At 62.8% G+C, this 15,881-nt stretch carries 11 protein-coding genes; 3 read left to right on the top strand and 8 right to left on the bottom strand.

Features of this window, described 5'->3' with window-relative positions; translation table 11 throughout:
* Positions 1 to 29: 29 nt before the first annotated feature.
* From phaC to hslV, 4 genes are all read right to left on the bottom strand, one after another.
* Positions 30 to 1,709, bottom strand: coding sequence for a class II poly(R)-hydroxyalkanoic acid synthase (gene phaC, locus ACZ9GA_RS26495; protein ID WP_457359601.1), 1,680 nt, complete (start codon positions 1,707 to 1,709; stop codon positions 30 to 32).
* Positions 1,710 to 1,957: 248 nt separating this feature from the next.
* A complete protein-coding gene (locus ACZ9GA_RS26490; RefSeq protein WP_027979826.1) occupies positions 1,958 to 2,335 on the bottom strand; it encodes a gamma-butyrobetaine hydroxylase family protein in 378 nt (125 codons plus the stop codon).
* A gap of 134 nt (positions 2,336 to 2,469) precedes the next feature.
* Positions 2,470 to 3,807, bottom strand: coding sequence for an ATP-dependent protease ATPase subunit HslU (gene hslU, locus ACZ9GA_RS26485; protein WP_027979825.1), 1,338 nt, complete (start codon positions 3,805 to 3,807; stop codon positions 2,470 to 2,472).
* Positions 3,808 to 3,881: 74 nt separating this feature from the next.
* Positions 3,882 to 4,412, bottom strand: a complete 531-nt coding sequence (gene hslV, locus ACZ9GA_RS26480; protein ID WP_008368013.1) for an ATP-dependent protease subunit HslV — start codon at positions 4,410 to 4,412, stop codon at positions 3,882 to 3,884.
* 236 nt (positions 4,413 to 4,648) lie between these two features.
* Between hslV and ACZ9GA_RS26475 the strand changes: the two genes are divergently transcribed.
* Positions 4,649 to 5,707, top strand: coding sequence for an IS110 family RNA-guided transposase (locus ACZ9GA_RS26475; RefSeq protein WP_457363646.1), 1,059 nt, complete (start codon positions 4,649 to 4,651; stop codon positions 5,705 to 5,707).
* Positions 5,708 to 6,052: 345 nt separating this feature from the next.
* Here the strand turns inward: ACZ9GA_RS26475 and ACZ9GA_RS26470 are convergent, their stop codons facing one another.
* The 3 genes from ACZ9GA_RS26470 to ACZ9GA_RS26460 all read right to left on the bottom strand — a co-directional run bounded on the left by ACZ9GA_RS26470 (position 6,053) and on the right by ACZ9GA_RS26460 (position 10,995).
* On the bottom strand, positions 6,053 to 6,742 hold the full coding sequence (locus ACZ9GA_RS26470; RefSeq protein WP_416422050.1) for an SPOR domain-containing protein: 690 nt from the start codon (positions 6,740 to 6,742) through the stop codon (positions 6,053 to 6,055).
* Position 6,743: 1 nt separating this feature from the next.
* A complete protein-coding gene (gene argS, locus ACZ9GA_RS26465; protein ID WP_457359604.1) occupies positions 6,744 to 8,480 on the bottom strand; it encodes an arginine--tRNA ligase in 1,737 nt (578 codons plus the stop codon).
* 295 nt (positions 8,481 to 8,775) lie between these two features.
* Positions 8,776 to 10,995, bottom strand: coding sequence for a primosomal protein N' (locus tag ACZ9GA_RS26460; RefSeq protein ID WP_457359606.1), 2,220 nt, complete (start codon positions 10,993 to 10,995; stop codon positions 8,776 to 8,778).
* 285 nt (positions 10,996 to 11,280) lie between these two features.
* Between ACZ9GA_RS26460 and rpmE the strand changes: the two genes are divergently transcribed.
* Positions 11,281 to 11,499, top strand: coding sequence for a 50S ribosomal protein L31 (gene rpmE, locus ACZ9GA_RS26455; RefSeq protein WP_008368021.1), 219 nt, complete (start codon positions 11,281 to 11,283; stop codon positions 11,497 to 11,499).
* Between the two features lie 366 nt (positions 11,500 to 11,865).
* Positions 11,866 to 13,134, top strand: coding sequence for a malic enzyme-like NAD(P)-binding protein (locus tag ACZ9GA_RS26450; protein ID WP_027979820.1), 1,269 nt, complete (start codon positions 11,866 to 11,868; stop codon positions 13,132 to 13,134).
* 174 nt (positions 13,135 to 13,308) lie between these two features.
* Here the strand turns inward: ACZ9GA_RS26450 and ACZ9GA_RS26445 are convergent, their stop codons facing one another.
* Positions 13,309 to 15,738: a penicillin-binding protein 1A gene (locus ACZ9GA_RS26445; protein WP_457359608.1), complete on the bottom strand. Its 2,430-nt coding sequence runs from the start codon at positions 15,736 to 15,738 to the stop codon at positions 13,309 to 13,311.
* Positions 15,739 to 15,881: the final 143 nt, after the last annotated feature.

The raw sequence follows: 15,881 nt of genomic DNA, 5'->3' as shown, positions 1-15,881 counted from the left end.
CCATGACGGCGCTTGGGCGGGCCTGGCGCTTAGCGCTCGTGCACGTAAGTCCCGGGTGAAGCCTCTCCCGCCGGGTATGCCTTGTTGCCCAGCTTGAGTGGCGCTTTTTTCAATTCCCCTGAACGCTCGGTCAGCCAGGCTGCCCAGTACAACCACCAGGAATCGGTGTGCTTGGTCGAGTCCTCCTGCCACTGGGCGGGCGTTGCCGTCAGCTGGCTGTTGGTCATGAACCGCGCCTTGGGGTTGCCCGGCGGGTTCAGGATGCTCTGGATATGCCCGCTGCTGGACAGCACGAACTCAACCTTGCCGCCGAACAGTTGCGCTGACTTGTAGCACGAAGTCCATGGCGTAATGTGGTCGTTGGTGCCCGCCAGGCAGAAAATATCGCTGTCCACCTGCTTGAGGTCGATGGAGGTGCCGCACACTTCCAGCGCATCGGGGCGGGTCAGCGGGTTGTTCTTGAACATCTCGATCAGGTCGCCGTGGAAAGCGGCCGGCAGGCGCGTGGTGTCGTTGTTCCAGAACAGGATGTCGAACACCGGAGGCTCGTTGCCCATCAGGTAGTTGTTGACCCAGTAGTTCCAGATCAGGTCGTTGGGGCGCATCCAGGCGAAGATCTTCGCCATGTCCTTGCCTTCCAGCACGCCGGATTGATAGGAGTGGCGCTTGGCGGCTTCCAGGGTCTGCTCATCGACGAACAGCGCCACCTGGGTGTCCAGGGTGGTGTCCAGCACGCTCACCAGCAGGGTCAGGGCATTGACCTTGCGCTCACCCAGGGCGGCGTAGTGGCCCAGCAGGGCGGTGCAGGTGATGCCGCCGGAGCAGGCGCCCAGCATGTTGACGTCCGGGCTGCCGGTGACGGCGATGACCACGTCCACCGCTTCCTTCAGCGCATCGATGTAGGTCGACAGGCCCCATTCGCGTTGCGCCTTGGTGGGGTTGCGCCAGCTGATGATGAAGGTCTGCACGTTGCTGCGCAGGCAGAAGCGCGCCAGGCTTTTCTCGGGGCTCAGGTCGAAGACGTAGAACTTGTTGATCTGCGGCGGCACCACCAGCAGCGGGCGCTCCAGGGTCTGTTCGGTGGTGGGGCTGTACTGGATCAGCTCCAGCACGTCGTTGCGGTAAATCACCGCGCCTTCGCTGATGCCCAGGTTCTTGCCCACCTCGAAGGCGTCCATGTTCACCTGGCTGGGCATGCCGCCGTTGTTGACCAGGTCTTTGGCCAGGTGGGACAGGCCGTCCAGCAGGCTCTTGCCGCCGGTCTCGAAAAAGCGTTTCACCGCCGCCGGGTTGGCCATGGTGTTGGTGGGGGCCATGGCTTCGGTCATCAGGTTGATGACGAAGTGGGCGCGGGCGGTGTCCTGATCGGTCAGGGCGCTCTCGTCGGCCCAGTCATGCAGTTCCTTGCGCCATGCCAGGTAGGTCTGCAGGTAGCGGCGGTACAGCGGGTTCTGGCTCCAGGCGGGGTCGGCGAAGCGACGGTCATCGCTTTCGGGTACCAGGCTGGATTTGCCGAACAGCACGTTCTTGAGTTCGAGGCCGAAGTGGGCCACGTGCTTGGCACTGTGCAGAGGTTGCTTGAGTGCCTGACGCAGGATCATGCGAGCCGAGGTGAGCAGATCCTTTCCGCGCAAGCCGATGACAGGATTCAAGCCCAGGGTATTTTCCGAGGCCTGGTACTTCAGTTCATCGTTGTTCTTGTTACTCATCTACGACGCTCCGTTGTCCTGAGACGAGTACTGGTGGTGACTGTGCCGACAGCGCAGCCGCGAGCCAGTACTACTGCCCGGGTGACCAGTGATAGCGAACAGTTGAGGTCAAGGGTTGCATGGACCTTGCCACTTCGCATTGGTTACCCGGTTTTGTAGGAAATCGCAAGCGACCATAACCGTGGCGCTGCCAGGGCATTCAAGCAAATAGAATTAGAAAATGCTCTCTAGAAAATCCGAGGCCCGGACTAGAGCATCAGTTTGACTACCGACAATGCGGGGTCGCGGGTTTTTCCGGCTTTCTGCAATTCGTCGAGATAGTCCGCCCACAGTTGCTCCTGGCGCACTGACAACTGGTAGAGGTAGTCCCAGGTGAACAGACCGCTGTCGTGGCCGTCGTCGAAGGTCAGTTTTAGTGCATATTGGCCGGCCGGCTCTATTTTGGACAGGCCGACGCCCAGTTTGCCGAATTGCAGGATGGGCTTGCCGTGGCCCTGGACTTCGGCGGAGGGGGAGTGCACGCGCAGGAATTCGGCGGGCAGGTGGTACACCTCGTCCGGCCCGTAGGTGAGGGTCAGGGTTTTCGAGGCTTTGTGCAGGTTGATGGCGGTGGGGAGCTTGGTCATGGATGGAGCACCTGTCATCTGTAGCCGCTGCCGCAGGCTGCGCTGGCCCTGGAGTTCACTGGAAATCTACAGTGAACCAGGGGCCAGCGCAGCCTGGCGGCAGCGGCTACAGGAGCTGTAACCGGGAATGATGGTTACAGGATATACCGGGACAGGTCTTCGTTCTGCGCCAATTCGCCCAGGTGGCTGTTGACGTACTCGGCGTCGATGCGGATCGGCGTTTCGTCATGGGCGCTGGCCAGGTCGCCAGCGCTGAACGAGACTTCCTCCAGCAGACGCTCAAGCAGCGTGTGCAGGCGACGGGCACCGATGTTCTCGGTCTTCTCGTTGACCTGGAAGGCGATCTCGGCCAAACGCTTGATGCCCTCTGGCGCGAACTCGATGTTCAGGCCTTCGGTCTTCAGCAGCTCGCGGTATTGCTCGGTCAGCGAGGCGTGCGGCTCCTGCAGGATGCGCTCGAAGTCTTCCGGGGTCAGCGCCTTGAGCTCCACGCGGATCGGCAGACGGCCTTGCAGCTCGGGTACCAGGTCGCTTGGCTTGCTCAGGTGGAACGCGCCGCTGGCGATGAACAGGATGTGGTCGGTCTTGACCATGCCCAGCTTGGTGTTCACGGTGCAGCCTTCGATCAGTGGCAGCAGGTCGCGCTGCACGCCTTCACGGGACACATCGGCGCCGCCGACGTTGCCGCGCTTGGCCACCTTGTCGATTTCGTCGATGAACACGATGCCGTGCTGTTCGACCGCTTCCAGGGCCTTGGCCTTGAGTTCTTCCTCGTTCACCAGGCGACCGGCTTCTTCCTCGCGCACCAGCTTCAGGGCTTCTTTCACCTTGAGCTTGCGGGATTTCTTCTTGCCCTTGCCCATGTTGGCGAACAGGTTCTGCAGCTGGCTGGTCATCTCTTCCATGCCCGGCGGCGCGGAAATGTCGACGCCCATGGCTTCGGCCACTTCGATCTCGATTTCCTTGTCATCCAGCTGGCCTTCGCGCAGGCGCTTGCGGAACAGCTGACGGGTGTTGGAGTCGGTGCTGTGCGTCTGGTCTTCGTTAAAGCCCATGCGCGCCGGCGGCAGCAGGGCGTCGAGGATGCGCTCTTCGGCGGCGTCTTCGGCGCGGTGCTGCACGCGGGTGATTTCCTGTTCGCGCAGCAGCTTGAGGGCAGCGTCGGCCAGGTCACGGATAATCGACTCGACGTCGCGGCCCACGTAGCCCACTTCGGTGAACTTGGTGGCTTCGACCTTGATGAACGGCGCGTTGGCCAGTTTGGCCAGGCGGCGGGCGATCTCGGTTTTACCGACACCGGTAGGGCCGATCATGAGGATGTTCTTGGGCGTCACTTCAACGCGCAGCTCGGCAGGCAGCTGCATGCGGCGCCAGCGGTTGCGCAGCGCGATGGCGACGGCGCGCTTGGCATCGTCCTGGCCGATGATATGACGGTTGAGTTCGTGGACGATCTCGCGGGGGGTCATGGACATGATATGTGGCGGTCCTCTAGCGGTGGTTCCAAGCGTGGGAAGGCCCGGCTGTGGCCGGGCGCCAGAACAACTTGTTATTCCGCGAGGTCCTGCTCCTCGATGGTCAGGTTATGGTTGGTGAACACGCAGATGTCACCGGCGATGCCGAGGGCCGTTTCCGCGATTTCGCGGGCCGACAGGTCGGTTTTCATCAGCAGGGCGCGGGCGGCAGCTTGGGCGAACGCGCCACCGGAGCCCATGGCGATCAGGCCGTCTTCAGGCTCGACCACGTCACCGTTGCCGGTGATGATCAAGGAGGCGTCTTTGTTGGCCACGGCCAGCATGGCTTCCAGGCGGCTCAAGGAGCGGTCGGTACGCCATTCCTTTGCCAGCTCGACGGCGGCGCGGACCAGATGGCCCTGGTGTTTCTCCAGTTGGCCTTCAAAACGCTCGAACAGCGTGAAGGCGTCGGCGGTGGCCCCGGCGAAGCCGGCGATCACTTGACCGTGGTACAGGCGGCGCACTTTCTTGGCGTTGCCTTTCATCACGGTATTACCGAGGGAAACCTGGCCGTCGCCGCCCATGACGACTTTGCCGTGGCGACGAACTGAAACGATGGTGGTCAAGGGGAGAGTCTCCACGCAGCGGGGCGAAAATGCCCTGATGGAAACTCATATGGGGGTGCGGTTGGGTATTTCAACCTTGGGGGATGAGTGGTGCTGTCGCGAATGCCTGTAATTGGATGGACTCGCCCAAGCCGAGGCGTCAATGCGCCACGGTGGCAGTCTAAACAGCCAACGACAGCGAGGGCGAGTCCATGAAAAAGCATACTTCGATTGATCAATCCTTGTCTTCCGCCAATTTGTCGGCTTGCACGACCGTGGCAGTCGATCTGGCCAAACATGTCTTTCAGGTTGCCGGAGAGGATGCCCTCGGCCACGTGCACTATGAGCAACGCCTCAAGTCGCGCGAAGCGTTCTACGAGTTCCTTCAACAACTGGCACCCCACGTCATAGTCTTGATGGAGACGGGACCAGGTGCGCAAGCCTGGGCGCGTCAGCTGCAGGAACAGGGCGTCGAGGCTCGGATTTTGCCGGCCAAGCTGGTGACGACACACCGCACAGGGCCTAAAAACGATCGTAACGATGCGTTGGCGATTTTGCGGGCCGGTCGTGATGAGAAAATCTGCGCAGTACCGATCAAGAGCGTTGCGGCGCTTGCCATGCAGGCATTGCATCGTGCTCGCCAGGGCTATGTGCGCCGCCGCACGGCATTGAGTAATCAGATGCGCGGCCTGCTGCTTGAGCACGGCGTGGTCCTGGCTCAAGGTGATGTCGCCATCAGCCAGAGAATTCCACGAGTATTGGAGGATGCCACTCAACCAGTGCCAGCCATGTTGCGCGAGTTGATCGATGAACTGCTGGCGGAATGGCGCTTTTTGGGCGAGCGCATTGCGGTGTTGACGGGCCGTCTGGAAGCAGCGGCAAATGCCGACAGCACGGCCAAGCGGCTGATGAGCGTGCGCGGTATCGGTCCGGTGACCGCCACGGCGTTGGTAGCCAAGGAAACCCAGCCCGAACGGTTCCCCAATGCACGCAAGTTCGCGGCCTACTTTGGCCTGGTTCCCGACCAACACAGCAGCGGGAATAAAGTTCGCCTGGGCGGCATGAGCAAGCGAGGCGATTCATATCTGCGCAGCTTGATGATCCAGGGCGCACACGCAGTGCTGCAGCAACTGCGACCTGACTCCGAGCAACCCGATGACCGCCGATTACTGCGTTGGATGAACCGCCTGGGCCGCAAGCAGGCTGCGGTCCGGTTGGCCAATCGCAACCTGCGTATCGTCTGGAGGCTTCTACAGAATGACCAGACTTATCGTCGACAGCATGGCAGCGGCCAGCCAGCGATGATGAGCCACTGATCCACCGAGTTCTGCCACCGAGGTAACGACTGTCCAACCCTGTGCTGAAAAACATTGACCCCAGATAGGATCGGCGTGGATTGATGCCTAAGCGGCTAGCGGCCTTCGAGGCCTGACTGTAATCGGCATACCACGAGCTCTTCCAATGTCGGCCAGAGGCCCAAAGCGGCTTCCTTGAATAGGCCTAATACATAGATGCAACGGGCGGCAGTTTTTCAAAAGCGGGTAGACAGGAGGGGCGAGTCCATACATAGCCGCTGCCGCCAGGCTGCGCTGGCCCTTGTGTTCGCTGAAGATCTCCAGTGAATGACAGGGCCTGCGCAGCCTGGCGGCAGCGGCTACAGGTTATTGGCGGGTCTGGCGTTGTTGTAACAGCAAATTGCTGAAGCCGCTGCCCGACAGTTGCTTCTGTGCCACGGTCAGCTGTTCACGGTTGCTGAACGGCCCCACCAGCACGCGGTACCAGGTTTCATCCTTCACGGTACCCGACTCAACCGCCACCGCCTGCCCCAGCAGAATGATCTGCGCGCGCACACGGTCCGCATCGCTCTGCTTGCGGAACGAGCCCGCCTGCAGGAAGAACTGCGTGGTCGCCGCCGGCTTGATCACCGCAGGCGCCGGTGGCGGCGTCTGCCCCGACAACGCCGCCTGGGCGCGGGCGGTGTCGATCTTGGCCGCTTCGGCCGGGGTGACCGGCGGCTGCGCCGGTACTGGTGGAGTCTTCTCCGGTACGGCTTCAGGCGGCACGATCACTTCCGACTCGGGCAGCAGGGTATAGAAGTCGTACTTGGGCTTGACCGGCGCCTGCGGGCTTGGCGGCGTCTTGTTGGCTTCGGCGATCTTGTCGGCCTTGGCCTGCTCGGGTTTCACCCGTTTGACGTCGTCATGCCCAGGCTCAAGCTTCATCAGGAAGACGATGAAGGCGCCGACCGTGAGGCCGACCGCCATCCATACCCATCCCGGGATCGGCTTTTTCGCTGGTGCGGAGTTTCGGCTGGCGCCACGCTTGGGAGCAGGTTTTTTCTTGGCAACCAACTTACATTCGCTCCAGAGTTTCCAGGCCCAGCAGCTCCAGGCCTTGTTTGAGGGTGCGACCGGTCAGGGCGGCCAGGCGCAGGCGGCTTTGCTGCTGCTGCGGGGTGTCGGCGCTCAGGATCGGGCAGTTTTCGTAGAAGCTGGAGAACAGCCCGGCCACGTCGTACAGGTAAGTGCACAGTACGTGTGGGGTGCCTTTCTCGGCCACGTTGTTGAGGATCTCGCCGAACTGCGCCAGCTTGGCCGCCAGTTCGTGCTCTTGCGCCGCTTCCAGTTCGATCTGGCCGTCGACGTCGCCGAAGCTCTTGCCCAGTTTGCGGAACACGCCCGCCACACGGGTGTAGGCGTACAGCAGGTACGGGGCAGTGTTGCCTTCGAAGTTGAGCATCAGGTCGAAGTTGAAGCTGTAGTCGCTGGTGCGGTGCTTGGAGAGGTCGGCGTATTTCACCGAGTCGATGCCCACCACCTTGGCGATGTTGCGCAGCTCGTCCTCGGCCAGCTCCGGGTTCTTTTCCTTCACCAGCGCGTAGGCGCGTTCCTGGGCTTCGGTCAGCAGGTCGATCAGCTTCACGGTGCCGCCGTCACGGGTCTTGAACGGACGGCCGTCGGCGCCGTTCATGGTGCCGAAGCCCATGTGTTCCATGTCCATCGGGTGGGTGACGAAGCCGGCCTTGCGGGCCACGGCGAACACTTGCTGGAAGTGCAGGGCCTGGCGCTGGTCGACGAAGTACAGGGCGCGGTCGGCGGCCAGCTTGCCGCTGCGGTAGCGCACGGCGGCCAGGTCCGTGGTGGCGTACAGGTAGCCGCCGTCGGCCTTGACGATGATCACCGGCAGCGGCTCGCCCTCGGCGTTCTTGAATTCGTCGAGGAACACGCACTGGGCGCCGTTGCTCTCGACCAGCAGGCCGGCGGCCTTGAGGTCGTTGACCACATTGATCAGGTCGTCGTTGTAGGCGCTCTCGCCCATCACGTCGGCCATGGTCAGCTTGACGTTGAGCAGTTCGTAGATCTTCTGGCAGTGCGACAGCGAGATGTCCTTGAACTTGGTCCACAGGGCCAGGCAGTCGGCGTCACCGGCCTGCAGCTTGACCACCAGACCGCGGGCGCGGTCGGCGAACTCTTCGGACTCGTCGAAGCGCTGCTTGGCGGCACGGTAGAAGTTCTCCAGGTCCGACAGCTCGTCGCTGGTGATCGGGTTTTCCTGCAGGTAGGCCATCAGCATGCCGAACTGGGTGCCCCAGTCGCCCACGTGGTTCTGGCGGATCACCGTGTCACCCAGGAACTCCAGCACGCGGGCCACGCCGTCACCGATGATGGTGGAGCGCAGATGGCCGACGTGCATTTCCTTGGCAAGGTTTGGGGCCGACAGGTCGACCACCACGCGCTGGACGCTACCTGCCTTGGTCACGCCCAGGTTGGCGTCGGCCAGGGCGGCGTCCAGGCGGCCAGCCAGGGCCTGAGTGTTCTGGAAGAAGTTGAGGAAGCCGGGGCCGGCGATCTCGACCTTGCTGATCTGCGCGTCGGCAGGCAGGGCGGCGATCAGTTTCTCGGCCAGGTCACGCGGCTTCATGCCCGCAGGCTTGGCCAGCATCATGGCGATGTTGCTGGCGAAGTCGCCGTTTTTCTTGTCGCGGGCGTTTTCCACCTGGATCGCTGGCGTCAACCCTTCAGGCAACACACCTTCCGTGACGAGTTGGGTGAGGGCTTGTTGAATCAGCTGGCGAATGGTGTCTTTCATGGTCTTCTCGTTCGGCCGCGTGGGCGGTCGGCGCTTGGAAGCGCGGGTGGAAAAACTGGATATTATCCGGTGCTGGTGGGGCGTTGCCAACCTTAAATCTCTGTTGTCTGGTTCCAGGGCAGAGCCCTGTCCTACACCGATCGCGGCAGTTGAGTCAGTGAAGCCAAGCGATCCGCCTTTGGTGGTCCTCAGATAGACCTGCTGTGCCCCTAAGGCTATGCGCTTTGCATCACTGACACCCATTGCCCTGACGGTGTAGGACAGGGCTCTGCCCTGGAACCAGGCGACGCGACCCTCAATACAAATCAACCGGGTCGACATCCAGCGACCAACGCACCTGCCGGCCGCCCGGCATCTGCTCCAGCGCCAGCATCCAACTGCTGATCAGCCGATGCAGCGGCGCCCGGGCGTTGGCCTGCAGCAACAGCTGCGCCCGGTACCGGCCCGCCCGTCGCTCCATGGGCGCGGGCACCGGCCCGAGCAGTTCGATGCCCGAAAGCTGCAATTGTTCCAGCAGGCGCTCGGCCTCACTGCACGCCTCATCCAGGAAACCTTCGGCCTGCCCCGGCTTGTGGGCCTCGGCGCGCAGCAGTGCCAGGTGCGCGAAGGGCGGCAGCCCGGCGGCGCGGCGTTCGCTCAGGGCCTGCTCTGCGAAAGCAAAGTAGCCTTGCTCGGTCAGTTGCACCAACAACGGGTGGTCGGCCAGGTGGGTCTGGATGATCACCCGGCCCGGCTCCTCGGCGCGTCCGGCGCGGCCGGCCACCTGCACAATCAACTGAGCCATGCGCTCGCTGGCGCGGAAGTCGCCGGAAAACAGCCCGCCGTCGGCATCAAGGATGGACACCAGGGTCACCCGTGGGAAGTGATGGCCTTTGGCAAGCATCTGCGTGCCCACCAGAATGCACGGCTGGCCTTTCTGGATAGTGGCGAACAGCTGGTTCATCGCGTCCTTGCGCGAGGTGCTGTCGCGGTCCATCCGCAATACCGGGTAATCGGGGAACAGAATGCTCAGGCGTTCCTCGGCGCGCTCGGTGCCAGCCCCCACCGGGCGCAGGTCCACGGTGTTGCACTTGGGGCAGCGGCGCGGCACGCGCTCCACGTAGCCGCAGTGGTGGCAGCGCAACTCGCCCGAGCGCTGGTGCACAGTGGTGCGCGCATCACAGCTGGGGCATTCGCTCATCCAGCCGCAATCGTGGCACAGCAGGGTCGGCGCGAAGCCGCGACGATTGAGGAACACCAGCACCTGTTGGCCGTTGGCCAGGGTCTGGCCGATGGCTTGCTGCATGGGGCCGCTGATGCCGCTGTCCAGGGGGCGGCTCTTGACGTCCAGGCGCAGGAACTTTGGCTGCTTGGCGCCGCCGGCCCGGTGTTCCATCTTCAGCAGGCCGTAGCGGCCCATGTAGGCGTTGTGCAGGCTTTCCAGGGACGGCGTGGCCGAGCCCAGCAGAATGGGGATGTTTTCCTGGTGGGCGCGCACCACGGCCAGGTCGCGGGCGTGGTAGCGTAGGCCTTCCTGCTGTTTATAGGAGCCGTCGTGCTCTTCGTCGATAATGATCAGCCCCGGGTTTTTCATCGGGGTGAACAGCGCCGAGCGGGTGCCGATAATAATGTCGGCCTCGCCATCGCGCGCGGCCAGCCAGGCATCCAGGCGCTCGCGGTCGTTGACGGCCGAGTGCAGCAGGGCAATGCGGGCGTTGAAGCGCTGCTCGAAGCGCGCCAGGGTCTGCGGCCCCAGGTTGATCTCGGGGATCAGCACCAGCGCTTGCTTGCCGGCCTCCAGCGTTTCGCGGATCAGTTGCAGGTACACCTCGGTCTTGCCGCTGCCGGTGACGCCGGCCAGCAGGAAGGCGTGGAAGCTGTCGAAGCCTGCGCGCACGGCCTCGAAGGCGGCGCGTTGCTCGGTGTTGAGCGGCAGTTCGGGTTGCGCCAGCCAGTGCTCGTGGCGCACGCCTGGGGCGTGGCGGCGTACTTCGACGTCCACCAGGCCTTTATCCAGCAATAGGTCGAGGCTGGGCTTGTTCAGCCCCAGCTTGCTCAGCAGTTGATGCGCGACGCCGTGCGGGTGCTGCGCCAGGGTGGCCAGGGCTTCGCGCTGCTTGGGGGCGTTCTTGATGCGCGGGTCGTCCATGCGGGCGTCCGGGCTTTTGAGCCAGAAACGTTCCTGGCGCGCCTCGGCCGGGTCGCCCTGGCGCAGCAATACGGGCAGCGCCCAGCTCAAGGTGTCGCCCAGGCTGTGCTGGTAATACTGAGCGGTCCACAGGCACAGCTTGAACAGCGGCGCAGGTAGCGGGCTGACCGGGTCAAGCAGGGCCAGGGCGGGCTTGAGCTTGTCGGCCGGCACCTCGCTGTGCTCGGCCACCTCCACCAGAATGCCGATCATCTCCCGCCGCCCGAACGGCACGCGCAGGCGCATGCCGGGGCTGAACGCGCTGGCTGGCATGCCGGCCGGGGCCCGGTAATCGAACAGGCGTCGCAGCGGCGAGGGCAGGGCGAGGCGCAGGATGACGTCGGGCACGCGTGGGGGTTCTCTGATTGATTGCGAATGGTGCGCCCAACCTTGTGGGACCGGGCGAAGCTCGGGAAGGGCGCGCTGCGGTGGATCAGACCTTGCGCGGTGCTTTCTTCCCGAGCTTCGCCCGGTCCCACAGGGAGGCTGCGGTATGGCCGGAAGCGTATCAGACGACAGCCGGTGCGAGCGATAACTTGCGTGTTTGACAGCGTCTGGTAAGATACGCGGCCTAATTACGTGCGGTATTCAACAATGGTGTTGGATGGCGGCACGCAGCCTGAGGAAGTAGCCATGAAACCAGAAATTCATCCAGCGTACGAAGCCGTTGACGCCACCTGCAGCTGCGGCAACGTCATCAAGACCCGTTCGACTCTGTGCAAGCCACTGAGCCTGGACGTTTGCTCCGAGTGCCACCCGTTCTACACCGGTAAGCAGAAAACTCTGGACACCGGCGGCCGTGTTGACCGCTTCCAGAAGCGTTTCGGCGGTTTCGGCGCTAAAAAGGCTTGATCGAACGATCCAGCTGGTAAAAAAGGTGTCCTTCGGGACGCCTTTTTTTATGCCTGCAATTTGCCCTCGGTATCACTGCGGCCCTGTAGCCGCTGCCGCCAGGCTGCGCTGGCCCTCAGGTGCACTTCAGATCTTCAGTCTATTGCGGGCCAGCGCAGCCTGCGGCAGCGGCTACAATAGATCCTTTAAATTGTGGACATAAATAAAATTAATTGTGAACAGTTGTAGGCCGCGCAGCGTCTGGGCTTGCGGCCAAAGTCCTATGGACGGGCGCTTGCGGCAAGTGACCGGCCAGTCTTGTCGCCTGTTTGCAGGGCGAGTATCCTCGGCGCTTCAAAAAGTCCATAGCACAAGCGGAACGCCAAAATGTCAGATTTGAAAACTGCCGCTCTCGAGTACCATGCCCAGCCGCGTCCTGGGAAACTGAGTGTCGAGCTCACCAAACCTACCGCTACTGCCCGTGATCTTTCCCTGGCCTACAGCCCAGGTGTAGCCGAGCCGGTCCGCGAAATCGGTCGCGACCCAGAGCTGGCCTACAAGTACACCGGCAAGGGCAACCTGGTAGCAGTCATCTCCGACGGTACTGCCATTCTCGGCCTGGGTAACCTGGGCCCACTGGCTTCCAAGCCGGTCATGGAAGGCAAGGGCGTTCTGTTCAAGCGTTTCGCCGGTATCGACGTTTTCGACATCGAAGTCGACTCCGAAAGCCCACAGGCCTTCATCGACACCGTCAAGCGCATCTCCATCACCTTCGGTGGCATCAACCTGGAAGACATCAAGGCACCTGAGTGCTTCGAGATCGAGCGCGCCCTGATCGAACAGTGCGACATCCCGGTATTCCACGATGACCAGCACGGTACCGCCATCGTGACTGCGGCCGGCATGATCAACGCCCTGGAAATCGCCGGCAAGACCCTGGAAGACGCCAAGATCGTCTGCCTGGGCGCTGGCGCTGCCGCCATCTCCTGCATGAAGCTGCTGGTGAGCATGGGTGCCAAGGTCGAGAACATCTACATGATCGACCGTACCGGCGTGATCCACGCTGGCCGTGACGACCTGAACCAGTACAAGGCCGTGTTCGCCCACGCCACTGAAAAGCGCACCCTGGACGACGCCATCGAAGGCGCAGACGTGTTCGTCGGCCTGTCCGGCCCGAACCTGCTGAGCGCCGAGCAACTCAAGCGCATGGCCGCCAACCCGATCGTGTTCGCCTGCTCCAACCCTGATCCGGAAATCTCGCCAGAGCTGGCTCACGCCACTCGCAACGACGTGATCATGGCCACCGGTCGTTCCGACTACCCGAACCAGGTCAACAACGTACTGGGCTTCCCGTTCATCTTCCGTGGTGCCCTGGACGTTCGCGCCAAGCGCATCAACGAAGAAATGAAGATCGCCGCCGCCAACGCCCTGCGCGAGCTGGCCAAGCTGCCGGTGCCTCAGGAAGTGTGCGACGCCTACGGCGGTATCTCGCTGGAATTCGGCCGTGAGTACATCATTCCGAAGCCAATGGACCCACGCCTGATCACCCTGATCTCCGACGCCGTGGCCAAGGCCGCGATCGAGACCGGTGTTGCTACCCTGCCGTATCCGAAGCACTACCCGCTCAAAAGCGTGGATGACGTGTTCAACGGCTAAGCGCAGCTGGCAATAAAAAAGCCCGACTCATTGAGTCGGGCTTTTTTGTGGGTGTTGCATTATCCCTGTAGCCGCTGCCGCCAGGCTGCGCGGGCCGGCGTGAACCCTGGCGATCTTCAGTGAAGCACAGGGCCAGCGCAGCCTGGCGGCAGCGGCTACGGGATTGGAGGCGCCTTAGAACAGGTCGATCGGCGCCGACTCGTCCGCTGGCAGCGGGCTGCCCGGCGCGCTGCCGTTGCCCAGTTCGTTGACCGACGGCGGCGTATCCTCGCTCTTGAACAGCTCGAAGTAGGCGTTCGGCGTGCTCGGCGTGGCCGCGCGGCCGCTGATCGGGTCTACCCGCAGGCTGACGATGCCTTCCGGCTCGGCCTGGGTGTGTGCCGGTTTGTCCTTGAGCGCAGCGCCCATGTAGTTCATCCAGATCGGCAGCGCCACGGTGCCACCGAACTCACGACGGCCCAAAGTTTCAGGCTGGTCGAAGCCGGTCCACACGGTGGTCATGTAGTCGGCGTTATAGCCCGAGAACCACGCGTCCTTGGAGTCGTTGGTGGTACCGGTCTTGCCCGCCAGGTCGCTGCGGCCCAGGGCCATGGCGCGGCGGCCGGTGCCCTTCTTGATCACGTCTTCCAGCATGCTGTTGAGGATGAAGGTGGTGCGGCCGTCGACCACGCGGGTAGCCACCGCTGGCGCCTGGGTCAGGGCCGGGTTGCTGGCGTCGGTGATCAGCGAGTGCTCGGGCGCTGCCATGCCTGGCGTGGTGGCGGCTGTAGCGTCGCCCGGCACGCTGGGCGGGTTGGCGACGAACAGGGTGTCACCGTTGCGGCTTTCGATCTTCTGGATCAGGTACGGGGTGATCTTGTAGCCGCCGTTGGCGAAGGTGCTCCAGCCGGTGGCGATCTCGATCGGGGTCAGGGTTGCAGTGCCCAGTGCCAGCGACAGGTTGGGCGGCAGGTCCTGCTTGTTGAAGCCGAAGCGGGTGATGTAGTCGATGGTCGGGTTCACGCCCATGGCCTGCAGCACGCGGATCGACACCAGGTTACGCGACTTGTACAACGCTTCGCGCAGGCGGATGGGGCCCAGGAAGGTGTTGGTGTCGTTCTTGGGCCGCCAGACGTTGTCCAGGTTGGCGTCGGCGAACACGATCGGCGCGTCGTTGACCAGGCTGGCCGGGGTGTAGCCATTGTCCAGTGCCGCGCAATAGATGAACGGCTTGAAGCTGGAGCCCGGCTGACGCTTGGCCTGCACGGCGCGGTTGTAGTTGCTCTGCTCGAAGGCGAAGCCACCCACCAGGGCGCGGATGGCACCATTTTGCGGGTCAAGCGACACCAGTGCGCTCTGCACGGTCGGCACCTGGCTGAACTTCAGCGTGCCGTCGGCCTGCGGCTGCACGCGGATCAGGTCGCCGACCTGGGCCACATCCGAAGGCTGCGACGGCGCGCGGCCCTGGCTGTTGGTGTTGAGGAACGGGCGCGCCCATTTCATGCTGTCCCAGCTCACGCGCTGTTGCTCGCCATTGCGGTTCAGCACGCCCAGGCCGCCCTTGTCGACTTGGGTGACGATGGCCGGTTCCAGGCCATTGAGCGGCCGTTGCTTGGCCAGCTCCTGCAGCCAGGCGTCACGGGTTTTGCCTGGCAGGCGCGACTCGGGGCCACGGTAGCCGTGGCGCTGGTCGTATTCGATCAGGCCGGCGGAGACGGCGGCGTTGGCGTCTTCCTGCAGGTTGCTGGGCACTGTGGTGGTAACGCGGAAACCTTCGGTGTAGGCCTCGCTGCCATAGCGGCCGACCATTTCGGCACGGGCCATCTCGGCGATCCACGGCGCGGTCACTTCCGGGGTAGGCACGTGGTAACTGGCGTTGATCGGTTCGGCCAGGGCCACCTGGTACTCGTCCTCGGTGATCTTGCCCAGCTTGTACATGCGGCCCAGGATCCAGTCGCGGCGCTCTTTGGCGCGTACTGGGTTGGCCAGCGGGTTAAAGCGCGACGGCGCCTTCGGCAGGCCGGCGATCATGGCCATCTGCGCCAGGCTGACGTCGCGGATCGATTTGCCGTAGTACACCTGCGCAGCGGCATCGATGCCGTAGGCGCGGTTGCCCAGGTAGATCTTGTTCACGTACAGCTCAAGGATTTCATCTTTGGTGAGCTGGCGTTCGATCTGCAGTGCAAGAAGAATCTCTGTGGCCTTGCGCGAGAAGCTACGCTCACTGCTGAGGAAGTAGTTCTTGGCCACCTGCATGGTGATGGTGCTACCGCCCGTCTGAATATGGCCGCTGCTGAACAGCTGGCCGGCGGCGCGCATCAGGCTGCTGGGGTCGACGCCATAGTGATTGGCGAAGTTGTCATCTTCGGCCGACAGCAGTGCCTGAATGAAATGCGGCGGGATTTCAGCGAACTTGATGGGAGAACGGCGCATTTCGCCAAATTCTGCGATCAGCTTGTTGTCGCTGCTGTAAACCCTCAGCGGAATCTGCAATTGCACTGACTTCAGCGCATCGACGGACGGCAGACTGGGGCTAAGATACAGGTACGCACCGCTCAGACCGAGCAGCAGGCCACAGAAAATAGCGACGAAGGACCACCAGAAAAACTTCAGCAGGCGTATCAAGGCTTTTGGATTTCCAGATAAAAGAATGGGTTACGCGCAAGGCACGGCGGCAAGGGCAAAAGTGCTGGGCATTATAAGCATTTTTCGACACAGAGCGTTATTTGCGCTTCTGTCAAGACTGCTATTAAATGCCTCGTACTATA

This window comes from Pseudomonas sp. TE3644, assembly GCF_056278815.1.
Note: the sequence above shows the minus strand (reverse complement) of the source record. Positions and strands in the feature narration are given on the sequence as shown.

Excerpts from the sequence above, each read along its gene's own strand:
- ACZ9GA_RS26450 (WP_027979820.1), top strand. The coding sequence starts at position 11,866 with ATGTCAGATTTGAAAACTGCCGCTCTCGAGTACCATGCCCAGCCGCGT.
- ACZ9GA_RS26490 (WP_027979826.1), bottom strand. The coding sequence starts at position 2,335 with ATGACCAAGCTCCCCACCGCCATCAACCTGCACAAAGCCTCGAAAACC.
- rpmE (WP_008368021.1), top strand. The coding sequence starts at position 11,281 with ATGAAACCAGAAATTCATCCAGCGTACGAAGCCGTTGACGCCACCTGC.
- phaC (WP_457359601.1), bottom strand. The coding sequence starts at position 1,709 with ATGAGTAACAAGAACAACGATGAACTGAAGTACCAGGCCTCGGAAAAT.
- hslU (WP_027979825.1), bottom strand. The coding sequence starts at position 3,807 with ATGTCCATGACCCCCCGCGAGATCGTCCACGAACTCAACCGTCATATC.
- argS (WP_457359604.1), bottom strand. The coding sequence starts at position 8,480 with ATGAAAGACACCATTCGCCAGCTGATTCAACAAGCCCTCACCCAACTC.